The sequence below is a fragment of the Chthonomonas sp. genome (genome assembly GCF_035294505.1).
In the GTDB taxonomy this organism is placed as follows: Bacteria; Armatimonadota; Chthonomonadetes; order Chthonomonadales; family Chthonomonadaceae; genus Chthonomonas.
Window position 1 is genome coordinate 83766 of the sequence record NZ_DATGKU010000117.1, and the last position, 22100, is coordinate 105865.

Below are 22100 nucleotides of genomic sequence, written 5' to 3' on the forward strand. Positions count from 1 at the left end.
ATAGGTGAAAACTCTTATAAAGGACGGCATAGACACGCAGGCTCGTTCTTTGAAAGGCCGATTAAGCGATCGCACCGTGGCGAATCTCTTCCTGATTCCTACGGTGATTCTGCTGTTGGCCATCAATATCTTTCCGCTATTCTGGTCGCTCTTTCTCTCATTTTGTGAATATGTGGACACGGCCAGTATGCCTCCGCGTTGGGTAGGGACGGCCAACTACCATCAGATTCTTCATAGCGCCGATATTTGGAACACTTTTCAGGTTACAGCACGTTTCACTCTACTGGCCATCGGGGTGGAGTTAATCGTCGGGTTTGGAATGGCGCTCCTGTTGCACCGGACGTTTCGCGCACGTGGCATTATAACCACACTGCTTCTGGTGCCGATGATGCTTTCGCCCGTGGTGGTAGGCCTGTTTTGGAGCTACATGTTTCAGTCGTCAAATGGCCTGATCAACTGGCTTTTACAGCAAGCGCACCTTCAAAACCCACTTGCGCCTGCAGATTGGCTTAATAACCCACAAAATGCGCTCTGGTCTCTCGTCATCGTGGATGCCTGGATGTGGTCGCCCTTTGTGATGCTCATCGCGCTGGCCGGGCTGCAATCGGTGCCACCACATCTCTACGAGGCCGCCGATGTGGACCGAGCTTCGCCCTGGTTCAAGTTCCGTTACATTACCCTGCCGATGGTAGCTCCACTGCTGCTCATCGCACTGCTCTTCCGAACCATTGACTGCTTCAAACTGTTTGACATTGTGTATGTGCTAACGGGGGGCGGGCCGGGAACCTCAACTCAGACCGTCTCCTATCGGCTTTTTAAATTGGCTTTTGACTCGCACCGTACCGGCCTCGCCTGCGCCCTCGCTTATGTCATCTTGCTGCTGATCATCGGGCTGACGAACCTGTTCATAAAGTACCTTGGGCGCCTTCGCGGAGAGGGCATCACCGATGCGGAGAGTCTCTGGCAACTGCTTCAGGTCAAGGCCGCTCCTATCCCCGGATTACGATGGCTACTGGAGACTCCGGGGCGAGCCATAACGATAGGAGTGGGAATGGGGGTTCTATGGTATGGTCTGATGGCCATTCGAACACACCACGGGCCTGCGCCATTGATCGTATTTATAGGTCTCATCATCCTTGTTGGATTTGTGGCGTTAGGCGTAAGTAGACTGCCTCAACTGTTACGCAATCTGCTGGCGTACGGGGCTATCGGAATCGTGTTGGTTGTCTATCTGCTTCCTATCTACTGGATCGTTGTAACAAGCATTACCCCTCCGAGTCTCATAGCCGCACTCACTCCGCGACTTATTCCAACCCACTTAGCAAGGCCGGATGAGCCGCTAAAGAAAGAGACCGTGTTCTTTGGGGCGACCTTTCAAAACTATAGTATGCTGATTTTTCAACATGAGGGCAACGAACCATCGGGCCGAATCTTGGGATTGTCGGATTTTCCCTTGCAGATCGGCAACAGTCTCCTTATAGGCATACTATCCACTCTCTTTTCGGTGGGGCTGGGAACGATGGCAGCCTATGCGTTTGCCCGTTTTCGGATTAAAGCCGGTGGCGATCTGTTGTTTTTCGTTTTAAGCACGCGCATGCTGCCTGCCATTGCGGTGGTGATACCGATTTTTCTTATGTATCGTGCCCTTGGGTTGCTTGGCACGCGCACCGGTCTCGTGCTGCTCTACACGGTTTTCAACCTCTCTTTTTCGACATACCTGTTAAAAGGATTTTTCGACGATATCCCCCACGAATACGACGATGCGGGGCTGCTTGATGGGTATACACGGCTACAGGTCTTTCGCAAAATCTCTTTGCCGCAGGCTGTAACGGGGATTGCGGCAACCGCTGTGTTTTGTTTTATCACCGCCTGGAATGAGTTCGCGTTTGCACAGATACTCTCTACCCAATCGCCCCTTACTGCGCCTCCTTCCATTGTGTCGCGTACGGGAGCTGGGGGAACCGATTGGGGGCAGATCGCAGCGGGAACGGTTATCTTTCTCATCCCTGTGACGCTCTTTACGTTTGCGATGCGAAAACATCTACTGCGAGGAGTTACCTTCGGCGCAATTAAGCGATAAACGAAGAGAGAAGCGTTTAACTAGAGGAGTGCGTATGGCTTCGGTGGAGGTGAGGAATCTCGTAAAGCGGTTCGATCAGAACATTGCTGTCAATCGGGTCAACTTATTGGTTCCAGATGGGACGTTTCAGGTTTTTCTGGGACCGTCGGGCTGTGGCAAGACGACGACGTTGCGCTGCATCGCGGGCTTGGAGCTGCCCGATGAGGGGCAGATATTTATAAATGGGCAGGATGTTACCAAATGGCCGCCGTCGGCAAGGGATATTGCGATGGTCTTTCAGCAGTATGCCATTTACCCACATATGACGGTAGGGGAGAACCTTGCTTTTCCCTTGAAGGCTGTAAGAACGCCGCGGGAGGTTATTAGGGAGCGTGTGCAGGAGACGGCGCGTAAGCTACACATCGAGCGCCTACTCGACCGCAAGCCTGGAAAACTTTCCGGCGGAGAGATGCAGCGGGTAGCCATCGGCCGTGCCATCGTGCGACGCCCAAAGGTGTTTTTAATGGATGAACCGCTTTCTAACCTTGATGCGAAGCTGAGAACGGAGATGCGAGCCGAGATCAAGCGCCTACAGACCGATTTGGGGGCAACGACTATCTACGTAACGCACGACCAGTTAGAGGCGATGAGTATGGCCGACCGCATTGCCGTGATGTATGGAGGCATCATTCAACAGAACGATACTCCGGCCAACGTCTACAATCATCCGGCCAATCTCTTCGTGGCGGGTTTTATCGGTTCTCCCGCGATGAACTTCGTTCCCTGCTCTCTCTCTGAGGACCGTAAGGCTCTGATTCTAAAGGGTGGAATCGCATTGGGGGTGCAGGCAGAGGCTCGCTTGCGGTTTCGCGAGGTACCTACGCAGAGGCCACTCATTCTTGGGGTGCGCCCGGAGGATATTCTCTTACGCTCCGATGCTCCCCCTGACTTCGAGCCGGTGGAGGTCTATTTAGTGGAACCTTTAGGAGCCGAGACCATTGTTGATGTGAGCTTTGGGCCGCATATTTTTAAAGTAAGAGTTGGCCCTACGTTTCAGGCACAGATAGGGCAGCGCCTTCATATGCGCATTGAGCAGTGCCGGGCGCATCTGTTCGATGCAGAAACGACGCTTTGCCTCACCAATTCCGGAAGGTTGGAGAGTTAGATGCTTGCAGGGCGCTTCGCACAGGTCATGGAGTTCCTCTCTTTGTTGCTGATCGTTTTTGGTATCTTTGCGCTTTGTCAATCGTTTTCTCAAGGGTTGTACAGCCATGGCTTGGCGATACTTTTTTTAGGTTGGGTGGGCTACACTATCTGGTCTCATCGAAAACCGGTACGACCGAACATTGCCGAGGGCAACCCGCAAAAGACCATTGACGGACGACCGCCTTTAGAAGTAACGATAGCTGGAGGGTTAGGCAATGATCAAAGTGAAACGAGTCTATGAGCCGGAGGAGCCTGATGACGGCAAGCGTTATCTGGTGGAGCGCTTGTGGCCGAGAGGGATAAAGCGAGAAGAGCTTCATCTCTCTGGTTGGCTGAAGGATTTAGCCCCGTCAACCGAGTTGCGACAGTGGTTTGGGCATGATCCCTCGAAGTGGCAGCAGTTTCAGCAGCGTTATCGTGCTGAACTTGAGCAGGCCGATGCCATCGCGTTGAAGGAGCTGATCGCAGCGGCCAAGGAGGGCAACGTCACGCTGCTTTACAGTGCTCGCGATACAGAACACAACAACGCGCTCGTGCTAAAATCCTTTTTAGATGAGCAACTAAGGTAAAAGGGTGACCCCTGTTGGCGCATATACGCGCTAATGAGCTGTCTGAGGGCTACCTACTTCAGCGATGCGTCGAAATGCAAAACAAGTAACACTCACACACAGGATCGAGCTTGCCTCACGGATACACAAGAATCGCTGCTCAAACAAGCTGTCGGTATGGCGTGGTTCGCTTACAATTGGGCAACACCTTCAAACGCTTTTTCTGCAGAGGGATGTATGCGGTAGGCCTTGTGCCTGCCCTACTCCTACAGCCTACCCCCTGTGCGTGAAACCGCCCTGTTTGAACATGATTTGCACAACGGTTGACAGAAGCCTAGAAAAAATGTCTTAATCTTGTTATCCTCGTAGCAAGAAAGCGGCTTTTCGGAAGCTGGCTCTGAAGGCTTATGATCGAGCTCCGCAATGTATCGGTGATCTATCCGGAAGGAGTTCCCGCGTTATCACACATCAATCTCTGTGTGAAACGGGGGGAGTTCGTTTTTGTGGTGGGGCCGAGTGGCGCGGGCAAATCCACATTGCTAAAGCTGCTCTATCGAGCCGAGGTACCCACACAAGGTGAGGTTATCGTTGATGGCGTTAACGTAGGGTCCCTTCGACCTCGCGACATCCCCTTTTTCCGTCGCCGCTTAGGGGTGGTATTTCAAGATTTTGGGCTTTTGCCCGATCGTACAGTTTATGAAAATGTGGCCTTCGCACTGCGGGTTATTGGGGCCGGGCGCAGCCAAATTAGGCAGCGTGTGCCCAAAGTACTAGAGATGGTAGGTTTAGCAAGCCGCCCCGACGCCTTCCCGCACCAGCTTTCTGGCGGTGAGCAGCAACGTGTGGCCATCGCACGTGCTCTGGTCAACGAACCACATCTTCTGCTTGCCGATGAGCCAACCGGCAATCTAGACCCGGAAACCTCGGCGGGCATCGTTGACCTGCTAGCCTACATCAATGCGCAAAAGGGGACGACGGTGGTGGTTGCCACGCACGATGTGGCGATTGTGAACCGCCTGCAGCGCCGTGTGGTCGAGTTTTCCGATGGGAGGTTGGTACGTGACGATTCGCAAGGCGCCTATGCAACTGTTATCGTGAGAGGCGACAATGAGGTTCGATAGTCTCTTTTTCCTCACACAAGAGGCGTGGTTGAACATCCGTAGGCATGGGCTGATGTCGCTGGCAGCTTTAGGAACGGTGACGGTGGCCCTCACCGTGTTCGGAGGGTGCTTGTGGCTGGGGTTTCGCATTAACGAGTACATCGCGGCGCAGCCCCAAAAGTTCAACGAGATCGATCTTTTTTTGCGTGTGAATGTGCCGAGGGACAAGGTCATCGCCTTGCAGCACCAGATTGAGGCGCTGCCGACCGTAGCCTCGGTGCATTTGGTAACGAAAGAGGAGGCGTGGGCGCTTCTGGAGCACGAGGAGCCAAAACTGACCCAAGCCATGCCGATGAACCCCTTAATGGATAAGCTAACCGTGCAGGCACGCAATAGCGCCGATGTGGGTAGGTTGGCGGCGTTCTTCCGCAATAAGAAGCATTTTCCGCAACTTCAACAGGTGAACGATGCCAATGCCGAAGTGCAGATGCTAAGAGGGTTTGGACGCATGGTGCGTGTTTTAGGGGGTACCGCGGCGATCGCGCTCTTTGTGGCAACCCTGTTTAGCGTTCAAAACGTCATCCGCCTAACGGTGTTTGCTCGCCGACGCGAAATCCGCATCATGCAACTCGTAGGGGCAACCGCCGCCTTCATTCGTTTCCCACTGCTGTTAGAAGGGGCTTTTCACGGCGTTTTAGGGGGAGCCATAGCCGCTAGTTTACTCATTTTTGCGGCACGTCAGGTAAGTAGTTTTGTAAGCAGCCTCCATTCGCCACTCGTGGGAGATATTCCCTCGCAGATAACACCTGTTGAGGTGGTAGTTGGACTTATCTGCGTGGGGGCGTTTATCGGCATCATAGGCAGTCAACTCGCAATCCATCGGTTCTTGAGGCAAACATGAGACGCATCTCCTCTATCCCCATCATCTACTGCCTATTCCTGTGCTCTTTGTCCGCGCGCAGCTGCCTTGGGGCTCCTATCCATCATCTACCGCATCATACGGGGGCGTCGAAGCGGTCTCACAAAAAGGCTCAGAAGGTAACCGCTGAGCTTGCGCGGGAAGCGGTGAGAAAAAAACAGCAGTTGGCCTCTCAACTGCACGGTCTACGAGGTCATATCGCGGTAGTACGTGCAAAAATTCATGCTACAAAGGTGAAAGAGCACCATCTGCATGTCGTTTTGCATGTAACCAAGCAACAGGTGGATGCGGCCCGTGCGCGTTTGCAGGATATCAGCAACCGCATGAGCGCTTTAGAACATCAGCACCAGATGGTGTTGGAACATTTAGCGGCCACCCAGAAGAAACTGGCTTTTCAACGAAAAATGTTGGCCGAGCGCATTCGTGAGAACTATATGCGGGGTCAGATAAGCTACGCGGAGGTTTTATTGCGGGCGGCCAGCGTGTCCGACTTGCTGTCGCGCGGAGTTTATGTGCGGCAGATCGTTCGAAGCGATATGGCCTTGATCAACTCGGTGCAGCGCGATATCGTGCAGATTCAAATAGATAAGCGCCGGTTGGAGGCTCAAGAGGCTCAGCAACAACAGCTCGCCGCGCTCTATGAGCAGCGGAAGAAGGAGTATTTGGCGCTGCAGTGGCAGCAAGAGGATGCGTTAAGCCATACGGTGGCTCTGCGCACGCAAGAAGAGGAGGAACTGGATGAGCTAGAAGGCGAGGCTGAGGCCATGACGGCGCGAATTCAGTTTTTATCCGGGCTTTTGGAAGAACGACGCCGTGAGGAGGAGGCCGCCTGGCGTGCGGCGCATCCCAATGCTCCGAGACGTGAGTTGCGCCAAGCTGAAGAGCATTTTGCCATTGCCCCCATATGGCGAGGGGAACTGATAAAGCCGGTGAATGGGGTTATCACTTCGGGGTTCGGAATGCGCTATCACCCGATTTTACACCGCTATCGCATGCATACCGGTGTGGATATCGCCGCACCGGAGGGAACGCCCATTCATGCTGCAGGCGACGGCACCGTTATCGTAGCCTCCTATTTGAACGGCTACGGTTATACGGTGGTAATAGACCATGGACGCGGTTTGACAACCCTCTACGGTCACTGCTCTGAGCTGTTAGTGCATGTAGGCGAGACGGTGCACCAGGGGCAGGTCATCGCACGTGTGGGCGCCACCGGTTTGGCAACAGGTCCGCATTGCCATTTTGAGGTGCGCGTAGACGGAAAACCTGTCAAACCATTCTAGTAGCAGGCTTGTCTTGAGGAAGCGTTCGGTACAGCCCAGCTCTTTCACGACTCTTTGAGGTCGAGGAGGTTCATGAACTCCATTCGTGTACTACGGTCGGTTCGAAAGACGCCCAATACGTGGCTTGTTACCATATCGCTGCTCTTCTTTTCCACTCCACGCGCCATCATACAAAGGTGCTTTGCTTGCAGAACGACCCCGACTCCTTTCGGCTTGAGAATCTCTTGTACGGCCTCGGCGATCTGCACCGTGAGACGTTCCTGAACCTGTAACCGGCGGGCAAACATTTCCGTAATGCGGGCGAGTTTGGAAAGCCCGATAATGCGCCCGTCCGGGATGTAGGCGATATTGGCGTGGCCGAAGAAGGGAAAGAGGTGGTGTTCGCACATCGAGAAGAACTCGATGCCGCGCACAATGACCATGTCGTCGGAATCGGCCTTAAAAATGGCACCGTTAACGATGTCCTCTAGGTTCATTCGATAGCCGCGTGTAACAAATCGCATGGCTTCAGCAGCGCGATGAGGAGTTTTGATAAGCCCTTCGCGTTCGGGGTCTTCGCCTATCTCTTCAAGAAGTGAGGCGTAAATCTCTTCAAGTTTCGATTTCATTGTTATTCCTTGTCATCTTCTTCGGAGTACTCGAATAGGTTGCGCGGCGTCTCGTAAAGACGCAACCGATAGAGACGCGCCGGCGTCGGAATGCACGGACGCAAGCGCTCCCATATGGTTTTTACGATCATCTCTGCCGAAGGTACCACATGAGCGAACTCCGGAACATCTAAATTGAGATAGCGATGATCATAGCGAGAGAGAACTTCGCGCTCTACAATCGCATCAAGGCATTCTGGTGGGAGCACTCTGCCGGTTGTTGGGTTGATGGGGCCACAGATCGTCACTTCGAGTTCGTAATTATGCCCATGTCCGTTGGGGTTATTGCATTTCCCGAACAGATCACGGTTCTCTTCTTCCGATAGATAGTCGCTATGAAGACGATGAGAGGCGGAGAACTCATAGATTTTTGTCAGGAGCATGTGGGCAGCCTCCGTAAGTTGAGAGAACCACTCGGTATAGATGACAGGGGTTGGTTGAAGCCGGATGGAGTGCAGCTGAACCTCTGAAGGGAGAAACGGAAGGATGGTTTCGGCGATATAGGTGGCAATATTTTCCGGGGTTGCCGGTTGCGTTTGAAAGAACGGTATGCGACCATTCAGGTATTTCCCATCTATTTGATTAAGAACGCGCTCTTTTACAATACGATCCAGCTCTTTGATATTGACAAGTAATCCGGTGCGTTCGTTGATAAGGCCACTTACCGCTACGTCGAGGATGTAGGTGTTTCCGGTTAGCTCCGAGTCGGGGAGTTCTCGGTGAGCGGCTGTAAAATAGAGACGGCGCGTCATGACCAGCATAGGTGCTTCATTCCTCCATTATTCTTTACGATAGGGGCGTCCTAGTGCTGCAGGGGCACGCGTGGAGCGACTGCTGCCGAAGAGAATAAGCATGGTGACAACGTAGGGTAGGGCCAGAAAAAGTTGATAGGGAAAATGGTCGAGATTAAGCCGGTGCAAAAAAACGGTGAGATGTAAGGTTGCGGCCATGTGCCGATAAAGTGTATCGAAACCGAGCGTTTGGGCTTGAAACTGCAGAGAATTGGTGAAACCGAACAGCAGCGAGGCCACCAAACAGCCGATAGGATTCCAGCGGCCTGCTGTAACGATGGCAAGGGCAATAAAGCCCTTACCTGCCGACATGTTCGGCACGAAGGTGTTGGAGTCGGCAACGGAGAGGAAGGCGCCGGCAATACCGGCCATCGCTCCATCAAAAATAAGGGCGACGGCGCGCGTTTTGCGAACGGAGATGCCCGCTGCGTCGGCTGCAAGAGGCTGTTCACCACAGGCGCGCAGCTCAAGTCCACTGCGCGTAGAGTAGAGCCACCACCAAACAAAGACGACGGCAGGCAGGGAGAGCGGTGTAAGGATGGTTACCGTGTGATGGAGGAGGGGAAGCTGGGCGGTAATAAGGCTTTTATCGTGTAAGGCGAAAAGAAAGCGGTAGAGCGTGCCCGTGATGCCGAGCGCAAAGAGGTTAAAAACGACTCCGGTAACAACTTGGTCGGCGTGCAGCACAAGAGCGAAAAAGCCGAACAACAGCGCGAAAACGATGCCGGTTAACAGGCCGATACCTACCCCGATATAAGGGTTTCCGATATGATAGGTTGCGAGGCTGGCTGTAAAGGCGCTTGTGAGCAAGATGCCTTCTAGCCCCACATTGATGACGCCCGACCGTTGGGCTACCGTTTCACCGAGCGCGGTATAGAGAAGAGGGGTCGTCTCCGCCAGGGTACCTAAGAGAACTCCTGCAACGATACTCATCTCTGTTTTTCTAATCCTTCAACTCGGTAGGATAGCGTTGGCGCCAGGCGTTGACGCCGATAATGGCCAGTACGGCAGCTGCCTGTACGATAGCGATGAGGCTGGCAGGCACCTGTAGGGTCTGTTCGGCATTGACAGAGCCGGCCTCAAGGGCGCCAAAGAAGAGGGCAGAGAGAAGTGTGCCGATGGGGTGCAGACCACCGACTAAGGCCACCGGAATGGCCGTATAGCCCCATCCAGGAGAAAAGTTGGCACTTAAGCGCTCGCTTGTACCAAGAAGCTGAATGACACCGGCCAGACCGCAGAGGGCACCGGAGATCGCCATGGCACGGACACGAGTTTGGTTTACCGATATCCCTGCAGCGCGTGCGGCCTCTGGGTTTTGACCAACGATGCGCAGTTGAAAGCCTTGGAGGGTTCGATAGAGATAGAGCCAGACGATGGGCACCGCGAGGAAGGCAAGAAGCACGCCGCTATGGAGCCGTGTAGTAATGCCCCCAGACCATGAGGGAGGTAGAATGTGGGCGAAGAGAAGCTTGTCGGGCAGTAGGTTGGATTCGGGGTTGCTATGGGAGGATTCTTGAAGAGGCCCTACCACTGCCGCGCCGACAAGATAGAGGGCGATGTAGTTGAGCATAATAGTGCTGATAACCTCCTGCACGTTGCGCTTTACCCTTAGCCAGCCGGCAATGGCCCCCCACAGAGCGCCAACAAGGGTTCCACACACCAGCATGAGAAAGATAAGCAGATTCGGGTTGACTACGTGCTGCAGTTGGGCGAGCACGGTTGCGGTGAGCGCCCCCATAAGAAGCTGGCCATCACCGCCGATGCTGAACATGCCGGTTTGCCAGGCCACAACGATGCTCAGTCCGGTGAGCAGAAGCGGGGTAGCTCTCACGAGAGTTTCAGAGATGGCATAGGCGGGTGAGATGGGGCCGCCGCCGAGTGCGCCCTGTTGCAACGCAAAGAGCGCTTTGTTCGGAGCGACACCAAAAACGGCAAAAGTTGCGACCAAAAGAATAAGGAAACCGATGATATAGAGAAACGCGATGCCAAGAAAGCGCATGAGCGGGTAGAGCGGCGTGGGTTTTGCGGGGAGGCGCTTGGCGAGAGACATTAAGGTGTCTCCTTTGTAGAGGCACCACCGAGCAGAAGACCGATTTGGGTGGCGTCGCGTTGAATGAGGTCTATGGGATGCATTTGATGATTGGAGAGAATCACGGTGCGGTCGGCCAAAGCGGCCAGTTCGTCAAGATCGGTAGAGATAAGCACGATAGAGGCACCCCGTTGTTTGGCGTTGAGGAGTTGGGTGTGCACGAACTGGGTGGCGTTAATATCGAGACCACGTACTGGGTTGACGGCGACAATCCATTCGGCACGGTGATGCAAAGCGCGTGCGACGACGATCTTTTGCTGATTTCCACCGGAAAGGGCCGAGGCCGGAAGCTTCGCGCTTGGGGTTCGAATATCGAACTCGCGGATGAGCGTTTCGGCCAACTCGTGTAGTGCGGCACGACGCAGGAAAGGGCCGAAACGATATTTGGCCTCTTTCACCGCTTCAAAGAGAAGGTTTTCTTCTACCGTCATGGTAAGGGCTAGCCCGTGGCGTCTTCGGTCTTGCGGGATATAGCCGATACGCGGATGTTGCCCGGGGCGAAACTCTCCTTCGTACCAAAGCAGTCGGCCGGATTTCGGGGTTCGTAACCCCACAATCGTTTCGGCAAGCTCCGTTTGACCGTTGCCGTCCACACCCCCTATTCCGAATATCTCTCCCGGATAGACCTCGAAGGAGATATTTTGCAGAATGCTCTCTCCTTTATCTCCGAGAACGGTGAGATTTTCGGCGCGGAAGGCGGGTGTTGTGGGGAGGGGACGTAAAACCTGCCTACTCTCCGACAGAGGCTGTGTTTTTGGTGCTTCACCAACCATCCATTGGGCGAGGAGGGTCGGATTGACCTCGTGGATAGGGGCTGTGGCGATTTTTTGTCCTCTGCGCAGCACGGTAACGCGATCGGCAAGAGCCATCACTTCAGGCAGCTTATGGGTAATGAATACCACCCCTTTCCCAGAATCGCGGAGCGTGCGGAGGACGCGAAACAGCTCTTCGATCTCTTCACCGATAAGCACGGCAGTGGGTTCATCGAAGATAAGCCATTGGGCGTTGGTCGCCAGTGCTTTAGCGATCTCGATGCGCTGTTGTATGCCTACAGGGAGGTCTTCAACGCGAGCGTAAGGATCGAGTTGCCAGCCGAGCGCAGCGGCCTGGTCTAGGGCCGGTTTGGCGGCCTCTGTCGTGCGATAGCGTAGGGCATGGAGGGGCACGTCGGCATCGAGGGCTAGGTTTTCCTGGACTGTAAAGGCCGGTACGAGGGTAAAGTGTTGATGCACCATGGCGATGCCAAGCCGACGTGCCTCTCTAGGAGAGGCGATGTTAACCGTGGCATTGTTGATGCGGATGGTTCCCGAATCGGGCTGGGTCATGCCCGAAAGAATGTGCATCAGGGTGGATTTGCCTGCGCCGTTTTCGCCGAGCAGGGCATGGATTTCCCCTGCCTGCAGGTCGAAGTCCACCCCATTCAGCGCGATCGTGGCGCCATAGCGCTTGACGATCTGCTGCATCTGCACTGAGGAGGTCGTGGAAGATGGCGCTGCGAGCGGAGTTGTGGATCCCGCGGTGTCACGCGCTGAGTTCATGGCTAATCCGCTTTCGGTACAACGAGGGTTCCATCAATGATCTTTTGTTTGGCCGCATCTATTTTCTGTTTTAGCGCCGCAGGAACCTTAGGCTCTAATTTCGGGTTATACACAAAGCCGATTACGCCGGATTTAAGGCCATAAGGAGTTGCGTTTGGTTTAAAAGTACCCTCTTTGACAGCCTGTATGATGTTAAGGAAAGCCGGGAAGAGATTGATCGGCGCGCTTGCCAGAATCACGTCCGGAGCGTTGCCATTTTGGTCGCTATTCGTTCCGAGCGCATAGACGGGATGGCCGGGCCGATTGCTCTGTTCGACGGCATTGAACACCCCCTGAGCGGCGTTATCGAGGTCTTGGATGATCACGTCGGCACCGCGGCCAATGAGGGAGAGAGTTGCCTGTTTAGCCTTGCCAACATCGTCCCAATCATTGGTATAGAGGGGTTGAAGGACATTTATCTGGGGGGAGATGGCTTTGGCGCCGAGCGCGTATGCGGAGAAAACGCTTTTGACCGGGCCGATGGGATCGGCACCGACGGCACCTAGGATGCCGCTTTTGCTCATTCCGGCAGCTAACATCCCTTCGAGATAGGCGCCATCTTCCAGCTTGAAGACGATAGGGGTGACGTTGGGCGCAACCTGACTACCTGATGAGATAACGAACAGTGTTTTCGGAAATTCGGGGGCAATGCGCAGTGCCGGCTGTTCGTACTCCTCACCATGACCGATAACCACATTGTAACCTTGGGAGGCGAAGGCGCGAAGGCTTTCTAGTTGGCTATCGGCAGAGGTTGCTTGCTCCTTAAAAGCGATTTGGCTATCGCTAAGCCCGAGCTTTTTAGCCACCGCTTTTAAGGCTTCGTAGGCGCCTTGGTTCCAGCCATGATCGGTTGTGGAACCGGACATAATGAGGGCAACTCGAAAAGGCTGTTGCCCGGAGGGCGCTCCTGGCGAGGCGTTTGTGGGGCCGGAGGCAGTCGTCTGTTGGCGGCCACAACCGATAGCCCAGAAAGCGAGCAGCAGAAGGGAGGCAAAAGCCGTTTTTCGCAGGTGTTTGCCGGAAACCATGTAGCTCTCCACGCAGTGATGTTGAATGTAAAAAATTATACGCCAGATGATGCCGTTTTTATGCATTACTGGGCGATGATATGGAAATAAGGGGGAGGAAACCGGCTTTAAGAGACAAGATGATTCACGAGCAATAGAGGAACCCAGTCGGACGTCAGTCGGCCCGACCAGACATTATATTGTCTCGATAGAGGTTCTGTGCTCACGAGATAGACCGCCCTAAGCAGAATGGTTCGCGAGTGTAGAGGAGAGGGGAGAGGAAAATGCTGCCATTCTTCGGTAGCACAGTAGATGTCGAAAATCTGTAGCTCTGTAGGGTTTAGCAGGATGAAATCAGGGGTGTTTTGTTTCCAATGGATCGGCTTACGCTTGATAGAAACGATGCCATGCGGTGTCTGCATTTCAAAGGACAAAGCCTCATAGCCCCAGGAGCAGGCCTCGCTCCAAAGGCGAATAGGGTGCTCTGAAATGTTTTCAAGGGCGACATGAAAATGGGACGCACGATCGGTGAGAAAGACCGTACGCGAACCACGCCAGCTAGGGACGGCGATGGTTAAGCGGAGGGAAGAAAGTTTCACTTTTCTTCCCTCCGGGGGAACGCTCTGATGAATCGGATAGAGCTTTTAGCTGAAACCATGTCTGGATGTTCGAGAGATTTATCTTTCAGAGTGTTTTGCGGTTCTTGATCGCCTGCTACGCCATCCATACCACAGACCCATGCTTAATAGAGCCAGGGACAGGCTAAGACTCGCTGAAAGCTCGGGGGTAGATGCTGCGGGGCAGTAGAGCGCGAGGTCTTTCCCAAAAGCCCATTTCCAGCCGCTGAAACCCGAGTTGCTCAACGCTTCATCCAGAAAGTTTACCGGAGGGGTCTGGGTGACGTCTATCTGCTTTGTGGGGTCAATACCCTTCCCATTATTATCGAAGCTGTTGAAAACCGCGTTGCCCTTATTATCTCTGCCGACCGTCCACTGATATCCGAAAAGGATGTCGAACTCGTTCTTGATCTTAGGGCCGGTAAACACAAGGTAGGTTTGCCAGGTGGTCTTAACGTTCATCCCATTACAGATACTCGGATAGTCGTTCGTCCAACTCATCCCAAGGAAGCCGGGGCCGCCGTTGTAGTTTTTATCATGTCTTTGCGCGTAGTTGGGATAGGCATAGTTCCCATTATCGTCATTTTCGTAGTAGGGTGAGGTATCGGCTCCTCCATTGGGTTTCTGGTAGTCCCACCCACCGGAAGGGGGATCTACGGCGACGGTAAGCGGCTTGCCTTTATACGTTGCCGGGCAGTCATCTTGGATGATGATCTGGAACCATCGGAACTGACAACCCATTTTATCGTCCATGAGGTAGTTGTACTTCTGTTTCAGTAGAAAAGTCCCCGTCTCCTGCCCTGTATTGGCATTTGCGATTCCCACGGAATAGCTTAAATCTCCAATAACGACCTGCTGATTGTTCAGGGTAGCCGTTACATCGAAGGCAAAGGCCGTTTGTTTTATGGATAAAAGAAAGCCAAGCAAGAAAGCAGAAAGCACTATTTGGCATGTGCGCTTTACAAACATGTTGATTGTCTCCTTTCCACGATATTTATAGATAGATAGACACTCTAGAGGGTCAAAACTGTTGCAGAGAGCCGATCATCGCAGATACCGGCTTCGGGCATCGGGGCTGCAACGGAGTAACCTCGCCTGTTCAATCGTAAATTGAGCAGAAACTCACCTATTTGAAAATGCTTGCATCCGTTCTCCTGTTTTGACAATCGGAACAGATGCTGGCATGAAGAAGGAGGATGTAGATTTGAACACCATACAATGGGCTGGAAAACCGAGTAGACGGAGAAGAGGTCTACTCTTTTCGATTGCTGCCAACCTTTTGGCTTTGCCGCTGGCTACCTATGCACAGCCGCCTCAAGAACAGGCACAAGTGAAACCGCTGCCTGTGCCAACTGGTGTGGTGCCCTTACCCCAGCAAGCTCCGCCGACAACGCCTCTCGGTCCTGTGCCAAAACCGGCTCTGCCCCTACCGAAGCCCTCCCAACCGCTGACAAACTCCCCCGGCCTCGACGCCTTGCAGAGCTACTTACAGGGAAAGCCGGTAACCATAGATCAGGCGGTGGCCATCGCTTTAGGTACAAATCGGGAGTTGGCTCAAGCGGTGGCCGCGCTCCTTACTGCCGAGGGGCGCACAGAGGAGGCACGCACCGCCTTCAATCCGACGGTGGGAGTGAGCGCCCAGATCACGGAATTCAACCGAGGAAATAAGGCCACCTTCGGGAGCCTTACCCTGCCACTGCTCTACACATTTAACCCAGTTGTGGTTGCCCAGGCGACGCTGCCACTCGACGTTTTTGGTACGCTGAAGGCGGCCAAAACCGAGGCTCAATTCCAAGAGGTAGCGGCGCGGTTGGAGGTGAATCGCATCCGCAACCAGATCGTTTTTCAGGTAAGAAACGCTTTTTATCAGGTGCTTCAGGCGAGAGCACAGCTGGCCGTTGCTGCCGATACATTGCAAACGACCCTCCTGCGACTAGACACAGCCCAAAAAAGCTATGCGGCCGGCGTCTCACCGCGCTTTGATGTGATACAATCGCAAACCGACGTTGCCGCAGCGCAAGACGCCTATCTTCGCGCCCAACAGCAGCTGAGCCTAAGCCTTACCAATTTAAAGAGCGTGATGGGGCTTTCCATCTCGGCACCGCTAGAGATAACGGATGCCGGCGCTGTAACGACCCCACCGGGGGTGCCTCTCTATACGGCGGCACCTCAGAACGCCTCCTCGACCGCCCCATCGGGAGGGGCGAATGCCGACAGCGGGCAGACGGCACTCTCGCCCACTCAGCAGATGCAGAAGATCGTGCCGGGTGCGGCCACCTTGGCGGAAGAGGGTATTGGCGGAGGCAAGCCGTTGACCGTTGCCGACCCTCTTAACCTTGGGCTGGAGTACCAAAAGCTGGTGCAAGAAGCCCTACGCCAACGGCCGGAAATATTGGAGGCAGAGGCGCAGATGGATGCCGCAAAAGCGGGGTTAACCCTTGCTAACGCCAGCGAACTGCCCACCTTTGGCCTTGGCTTCAGCTACACGCTCAATCCCAACGCGGCCGGTTTTACCTTGTTTAACCAAGCCGCGGTCACACTCAACGTGAATATCCCCATTTGGGATGGCGGTTTAGCGCGGGCGCGAAGGGAGCAGGCCCATGGCCAGTTAGCGCAGGCTGAGGTAGCCTATAGAAACGCAGTAGACTTGGTAAGTGCCGATGTGCGACAAGCCTATATCAACCTTATTCAGGCGCAAGACCGCGTTGCGGTAGCCAATGTGACGCTTGCACAGGCGCAAGAGGCCTACCGTCTAGCTCAGGTGCGCTATAAGGCGGGCGTTTCGCAGCAACAGGGAGTCTCGCCCATCTTGGAGCTAAGCACCACCCAAACTTCGCTAACACAGGCCGAGAGCAACCAGGTGGCAGCCCTCTATGCCTACAACATCGCCCGCGCCCAGCTAGATGCGGCCCTCGGTCGCGCCGCCTTTGTGGGGCAGGCACCGGGCTATGCGTCTGTTCCCTCTACCAAGGAGGTACCTCCCTCCAAATAAAGCGTACAGCGGTGGCCACGTCTAGCTACGAGCCAGCGTGGCTACCGCTAAACACAACCAGCCTGACAGAAAACAGAGGCCTCCAAAAGGCGTAATTGCCCCTAAAACTCTGAGACCGGAGATGGCGAGAACATAGAGACTGCCGGAAAAGAGAACAATACCCACGACGAAAAGCCAACCTGCTAAAGTGAGGTAGCGATTCGGCTTCGTGCGTTCCATAAGAAGAGCCACGCCAAGAAGCGCCAGCGTGTGCACCATATGATACTGAACGGCCGTATGATAGACCTCTGTCATCTGCAGGGCCGCCAAATGCGCCTGCAGTCCGTGAGCGCCAAAAGCACCTAAGGCTACCGAAAGAAAGCCGCTGAAACCGGCGAGTGCGGTAAAAATCCTTCCTTGATCGGACACCGTTTCCCCTTTCACCAAAACGCTTGACACTATTCTACCTTTCCCCTATTAAATGCCGATTCTGGCCGACAGGGCGTGGCAGGAAAAAGCGTGGCGCTTGGCTAAAAGAAAGCTGCTCTCTAAAGCAAGTAGACAGAAGGAGTAGATAGCCAATGATGTTCTCCCGTCAGGGTAGCTTAGGTGCGCTTGTTGCTTTGGGTCTTAGTCTGCTAAGTGTCTCTGCAAGTGCCGTTCCCACCATTCAGCAGCGGAGAGAGGGACATGTCATCACCATACGGGCTTTGGCGCGTTCGGGGCATTACATCGGCTTCGAGGTGTTAGAAGATGGCCAAGCAATCGCTCCCATTCACTTCACTTCTGCAGGGCTTATCTTCGCTTCGCGCGTCGAAGTTCAACAGACGGGAAGTCTCTCCCGTATGCTTTTTCCTGAGCTACAGGCCCTGCCTCATAGCGGTCTTGCACTTTCTCACAGTCGCATCCAGGTGGTGTTGAGGGCGGGGCATTTTCCAAAAGTGTTTTTCGACCTTACCTTAGCGCGTTTTTCCCCTGCCGAATGGCAGCAAAGGGTAGGGAAGCAGCCGTTCCATTTTCTCAAAATCCTCATGCCGAGCGCGCTCCTGTGGCAACATGGTGGATGGCTTAACGCCACACCTCGTGCCGACCTGTTTCCCCTGCTTTTGGATGTGCATGTAGGCACTCCGGAGCTATCGGCCTATCCTTATAACCGCGAATGGTCTACGACGCCTCCCTTTTCAGGGCAGCCGCTTCCGCTGACGGGTTTGTGGGACCCAGACCATGGCCTCTATGTCGCTTGGGACTTTCAGGAGGCCCGACTCACCGACAACTCGGAGCGAGATATCGCATCGGGCTTTTGTAATCGGCTGATCACACCGACCAACGGAGAGGTGCCGCCCACCGACGCCCTTAAGGAAGGAGTTGATGACGACGGAGAGTCTGCACTGACGCCTTTGGAGCGTCGTGAGCGCCAGGCGGATAGAGAGGGAAAGAGCAAATTTGTGGCGCTAGTCTATCCCTATGGAGGAGTAGGGTACCAGCAGTGTGTCTATCCGGCCGATGGAGCGCACATCGCTTCCTTCGCCGACCTGGTATTCAGCAAGAACCTTGGCCCTACGACCGACCCAAACTCCTTCAACTGGCAGCGCTGGTGGAAGAACCCCTTTGTGCGGGCAAGGCTACCGCGAGTGCCCACGACGGTAGACCTCTCCTATATCGGCGCAGCCGGTCACATGCAGACGCCACCGGAGGCGCCAGGCGGTGGTCTTTTGGCGGGGCCGGAGGGGAATTTTCAGATTCCTGGGAGCTTGTTGATTGACGGATGGTATTGGCACAACGAGAGCGCCGTGGCGGCGCCGGCTAAACAAGGGAATAGCGCGCGGATAGAGGAGCTTGAACGGGAAGCGGCTATCTTTCTGAAGTACACCAAGAGGTTCATCGTGAACGGAAAACCCTGTACCTATTGGGAGAAGCCTTTGGTGGGGCGTTGGACAGACCCTTGGGGCGGAAAGCCGGTAACCACATTGCACAACGCGAACGGCTTCGCCGCGGCTCGCCTGCTGCTCGATCTCTACCACTATGAGGGCAAGAAAGCCTATTTACCCTATATTGATGGGGCTTACAACTGGGCGATGCAGATGGTATGGACTCGGTGTGAGTTTGCCGATGTGCCCTCCTCTCCCTTTGCCATTGGGGCCACACTCCCCATCGCCTTCCTGTTGGACTACTATTTCACCTTCAAAAACGATCCTGCCCGCCACGATCGGGCGATTCAGGCACTGCAATTGGCGCGCTCCTATGTCTATCGCTATATGGTGATGTGGACGGCAGACAGCAGAAGGGATGATAGCGTCTCCAGCGCCTTTTTATGGGAGCCGAATTCGGGAAGAGATTGGACAGGAGCGGCCTGTGCCAACGAGGTGTTCTGGGACTTGGATACGCTTGCACAGGTGGCCGTGCACACAGGCGATCCCATCCTGATGTGGGCTTTACAAGGCTCTCTTTCCCGTTGGTATCGGCTCTATCAAGATAACTACCATCCCTCTCTCAATGACTATCTGCCATCCGAGTTCGCCGAAGAGTATGGCTTGGCGCCTGGCAGTCCCTTCTATCCCGGTCATCATGCCCACTACGGCTTCGGGGTGGATTTCGCCATGATGGACCCGGTGGGCGATACCGTAGTGCGTGTGTTGGCGGGAGAAAAGGCGGCCATGGCCTTTGATCGAGAGAACTCCCAACTACGGCTCGCAAACTATGTTTGTACGGGAGATGGCGACTTCGCATTTCGTTTAACGGGGCCGCAGTCGGGGCCGTTCGGGGTTACCATCACCTTTCCCTATGGGGATCTCTCGGAAGCGCCTATTGTCGTCCGCGCCCCAAACGGGGATGAACAGACTGTGGAGGTTCAACGCGATCCGAAAGCGCTTTGGACGGTGATCGTGCGTGGAGTTCATGTTGGCGATACGGTTATTGTTGGACGGCCCGATCTGGCTCATGCGAAGCCGCTGCCGGTGCTGCCCCCTTTAACGGCTGCCGACAATCCCGTGGCTCCGGAGGCTTATGCGCCTTTCGTTCCCTTGGTGTTACCTACCGACACGACCCTGCCAACGAATTGGAGCGATAAGCAGTCCTTCGCCGGCCTATGGGTAGGGTTGAAATGGATAGACTGGGTTCCATTTGTCCGTTCGGAGGGACCTTTGAGAGGTGCCTCGAAGCCTGTTCGTTGGTCGCACCCACTTGACGGGTTTCGGAATATCTACCTATTGTACGTAGCCGCTCCCGAAGGGCAAGATACATCGGTGGTACCACAGGTGCTTTTGGAAAACGGCCATCAGGCACAGCCGATCTATACAACCCCTGCGCTTGCTTGGGAGGCATGGCCCCCCGTTATGACGGCTCGACTGCTATTGGCAGGTTATACGGTACCTGCCGGACAGCGTGTCGCGGGAATCAACCCAAATGGGAGAACGATTGTCGCAGCTGTGGGGTTGCCGAGCGCAGCAAGCCAAACGATGGCACATCAAGTGGCAGAGGCCATGCGACAAGATGTGCTCCGGTGGACGGCCATGCTTCGTTTTGAACAGATTACCGGTTCGATCAAGCGACTGGCAATGCAGGTACCCGAAGGTGCGCTCGCCATTCTACCCTATACCGAGAACGGAAGTCCCATAATGAACCTTTTGGACTACGGTGATTTTCGGCCTCGATGTGACCAACTCACTCCGGAGCAGCTTGTGAACCCACGGGTATTCAATGCCGAGAAGTACAAGGTGGTTTTTGATCTCGACGGTGAAGACTACCTGGATACGGTGCAACAGCCCCACGATGCCGCAGAGGCTCTTCAAAACTATCTACAACAGGGCGGAACGCTTGTGTTGCTAACGGGCTTGCCCTATCCCCTCTATTACGCTCAGGCTCCAGGGCAGCCGGCTCACGCCGACCCATTACTGCCTCGACTAGGATTGCCACTCTACAATGCCATTGAGACTATGCCCCAAGATAGGCTTGAGGTACAAGAGATCGAGGGGCAACAGGTGCTGAGCGATTTACCCCAACGATTCACCTATCCGGATGGCGACCCCCGGCTGCGCAGCGTGAATATGGCGTCGTTGCCTGCAGGTACGACCTTGGAGCCAATCTATCGAGTCGTTGGCGCCTCCGGCAAGGACTACGGTGTTGCGGCCGCTCTCGCCACACTGCCTCCAGGGCCAGATGGAAAGCGTGGGCGGATTCTCTACATCTCCGATGTGCTGCTCCATGACGATCAGAATAGCCCTCGCATCCTTGAGGCGGTGTTGAAATGGGTGGTACAGGAGGCAAAAGGCTTGTAGCCGGCCGTCTCCTGCCGTTGTTCAACCCATGTCCGAATAGGGGTAGGCACCAGGCTTACCCCTACACTGCAACTGATACGAAAAGAGTAGGTACAACTCGTTCTGGTTGTGCATAGGCGACTTGATCGGCGCCCATATCTGTCAATAGTTGGCAATCCTTGTTAACAAACGCAACCCGTTAGGGCCACTGGTTATTTTGGCTTAGGCTCCAATAGTTCCCGTTGGTGGCGAGATCAGCGGTGTGCATGGCTTTGGCGTGCCCATCGCAGAAGAAGGTGTTGTTGGTGGATTTGGGATCGGGAAGGGAGGGGCTACCTGAGAGGCTTGTGCGCACATAGGCGGCATTGTGGCGACCTGCAAGCGTCCACCAGGCTCCGTTCGAGCCGGAGGGGATGTTGGAGCCAGAGACATCGAAGTAGCTCAGCAGCAGGGCTGCCCCAGGCTGTTTACCGTTGCAGAGCCAGTCGAAGGTCTCGGAGAGCAGCACCGTGTTAGCAGGAGCCGATACGGCGGCTAGAGGGGCGGGCAGGTGGGTTCCGCTATGCGAGTCGGGACCGCGCCAATTGACGATGTCATCGCTAATGCCGTAGGAGGCGATATAGCCATTGCCGGCGCAATCGGCCAGTTGGGAGTTTTTATCCGGTGTGGTGTCGGGACAGGTGAAGATGGCCGGTAGGTCGGTGATAAGCGCCTGCCCTAAATGGCCGTGGCCGACGACGTTGCCCTGAACGTAAGGGCACACAAGCTGCGGCCAGAACTGGTTAGGGGGCACAAAAGCCGGCTGATTGTTGATGTACACGAGCGCGCTATAGTAGGGACAAAAGACCTCGTCATAGTCTTGTGTGTACATCAGCACGGCTTGGCCGACTTGGCGCACGTTCGAGAGACAGGCTGTGGCCCTCGCGGCCTCGCGCGCTCGAGCAAACACGGGAAAGAGCAACGCAGCCAGCAGTGCGATGATCGCTATAACCACAAGAAGCTCGATGAGTGTGAAAGCTAACCGTTTCATCTT

At 54.8% G+C, this 22100-nt stretch carries 19 protein-coding genes; 9 read left to right on the forward strand and 10 right to left on the reverse strand.

Annotated features, from left to right (window positions below; translation table 11 throughout):
- Window positions 1–4 precede the first annotated feature (4 nt).
- From VKV18_RS06965 to VKV18_RS06995, 7 genes are all read left to right on the forward strand, one after another.
- On the forward strand, window positions 5–2080 hold the full coding sequence (locus VKV18_RS06965) for an ABC transporter permease subunit (RefSeq protein WP_324203488.1): 2076 nt from the start codon (window positions 5–7) through the stop codon (window positions 2078–2080).
- Window positions 2081–2114: 34 nt separating this feature from the next.
- Entirely contained in the window at window positions 2115–3224 is a 1110-nt protein-coding gene (locus tag VKV18_RS06970; protein WP_324203489.1) for an ABC transporter ATP-binding protein, read from the forward strand.
- A complete protein-coding gene (locus tag VKV18_RS06975; protein WP_324203490.1) occupies window positions 3225–3506 on the forward strand; it encodes a hypothetical protein in 282 nt (93 codons plus the stop codon).
- Window positions 3481–3834: a DUF488 domain-containing protein gene (locus VKV18_RS06980; protein WP_324203491.1), complete on the forward strand. Its 354-nt coding sequence runs from the start codon at window positions 3481–3483 to the stop codon at window positions 3832–3834. The genes VKV18_RS06975 and VKV18_RS06980 overlap by 26 nt, the downstream gene beginning before the upstream one ends.
- A 386-nt stretch (window positions 3835–4220) precedes the next feature.
- The gene (gene ftsE, locus VKV18_RS06985; RefSeq protein WP_324203492.1) at window positions 4221–4934 is read left to right on the forward strand and encodes a cell division ATP-binding protein FtsE; all 714 of its coding nucleotides are present in this window, start codon (window positions 4221–4223) and stop codon (window positions 4932–4934) included.
- Window positions 4921–5814: a permease-like cell division protein FtsX gene (locus tag VKV18_RS06990; RefSeq protein ID WP_324203493.1), complete on the forward strand. Its 894-nt coding sequence runs from the start codon at window positions 4921–4923 to the stop codon at window positions 5812–5814. The genes ftsE and VKV18_RS06990 overlap by 14 nt, the downstream gene beginning before the upstream one ends.
- A 164-nt stretch (window positions 5815–5978) precedes the next feature.
- Window positions 5979–7115 (forward strand): murein hydrolase activator EnvC family protein, encoded by a 1137-nt coding sequence (locus VKV18_RS06995; protein WP_324203494.1) that lies wholly within the window; start codon window positions 5979–5981, stop codon window positions 7113–7115.
- Between the two features lie 44 nt (window positions 7116–7159).
- Here VKV18_RS06995 and folE read toward each other — a convergent pair whose 3' ends face one another.
- From folE to VKV18_RS07035, 8 genes are all read right to left on the reverse strand, one after another.
- Entirely contained in the window at window positions 7160–7723 is a 564-nt protein-coding gene (gene folE / locus VKV18_RS07000) for a GTP cyclohydrolase I FolE (RefSeq protein ID WP_324203495.1), read from the reverse strand.
- 2 nt (window positions 7724–7725) lie between these two features.
- Window positions 7726–8523: a 6-carboxytetrahydropterin synthase gene (locus tag VKV18_RS07005; RefSeq protein WP_324203496.1), complete on the reverse strand. Its 798-nt coding sequence runs from the start codon at window positions 8521–8523 to the stop codon at window positions 7726–7728.
- A gap of 18 nt (window positions 8524–8541) precedes the next feature.
- On the reverse strand, window positions 8542–9486 hold the full coding sequence (locus VKV18_RS07010; RefSeq protein ID WP_324203497.1) for an ABC transporter permease: 945 nt from the start codon (window positions 9484–9486) through the stop codon (window positions 8542–8544).
- A gap of 10 nt (window positions 9487–9496) precedes the next feature.
- Window positions 9497–10603: an ABC transporter permease gene (locus VKV18_RS07015; protein ID WP_324203498.1), complete on the reverse strand. Its 1107-nt coding sequence runs from the start codon at window positions 10601–10603 to the stop codon at window positions 9497–9499.
- Window positions 10603–12180 carry an ABC transporter ATP-binding protein gene (locus tag VKV18_RS07020; RefSeq protein ID WP_324203499.1) on the reverse strand — a complete coding sequence of 526 codons (1578 nt, stop codon included), beginning with the start codon at window positions 12178–12180 and terminating at the stop codon, window positions 10603–10605. The genes VKV18_RS07015 and VKV18_RS07020 overlap by 1 nt, the downstream gene beginning before the upstream one ends.
- Before the next feature lie 2 nt (window positions 12181–12182).
- Window positions 12183–13247, reverse strand: a complete 1065-nt coding sequence (locus VKV18_RS07025; protein WP_324203500.1) for a BMP family protein — start codon at window positions 13245–13247, stop codon at window positions 12183–12185.
- Window positions 13248–13354: 107 nt separating this feature from the next.
- On the reverse strand, window positions 13355–13825 hold the full coding sequence (locus VKV18_RS07030; protein ID WP_324203501.1) for a hypothetical protein: 471 nt from the start codon (window positions 13823–13825) through the stop codon (window positions 13355–13357).
- A gap of 78 nt (window positions 13826–13903) precedes the next feature.
- A complete protein-coding gene (locus tag VKV18_RS07035) occupies window positions 13904–14812 on the reverse strand; it encodes a hypothetical protein (protein WP_324203502.1) in 909 nt (302 codons plus the stop codon).
- A gap of 235 nt (window positions 14813–15047) precedes the next feature.
- On the opposite strand from VKV18_RS07035, the gene VKV18_RS07040 reads away from it, so the two are divergent.
- Window positions 15048–16835 carry a TolC family protein gene (locus VKV18_RS07040; RefSeq protein ID WP_324203503.1) on the forward strand — a complete coding sequence of 596 codons (1788 nt, stop codon included), beginning with the start codon at window positions 15048–15050 and terminating at the stop codon, window positions 16833–16835.
- 21 nt (window positions 16836–16856) lie between these two features.
- Here VKV18_RS07040 and VKV18_RS07045 read toward each other — a convergent pair whose 3' ends face one another.
- The gene (locus tag VKV18_RS07045) at window positions 16857–17273 is read right to left on the reverse strand and encodes a DUF423 domain-containing protein (RefSeq protein WP_324203504.1); all 417 of its coding nucleotides are present in this window, start codon (window positions 17271–17273) and stop codon (window positions 16857–16859) included.
- Between the two features lie 122 nt (window positions 17274–17395).
- Here VKV18_RS07045 and VKV18_RS07050 point away from each other — a divergent pair, with 122 nt between their 5' ends.
- A complete protein-coding gene (locus tag VKV18_RS07050; protein ID WP_324203505.1) occupies window positions 17396–21088 on the forward strand; it encodes a hypothetical protein in 3693 nt (1230 codons plus the stop codon).
- A gap of 178 nt (window positions 21089–21266) precedes the next feature.
- Here VKV18_RS07050 and VKV18_RS07055 read toward each other — a convergent pair whose 3' ends face one another.
- Window positions 21267–22097 carry a prepilin-type N-terminal cleavage/methylation domain-containing protein gene (locus VKV18_RS07055; protein WP_324203506.1) on the reverse strand — a complete coding sequence of 277 codons (831 nt, stop codon included), beginning with the start codon at window positions 22095–22097 and terminating at the stop codon, window positions 21267–21269.
- Window positions 22098–22100 lie beyond the last annotated feature (3 nt).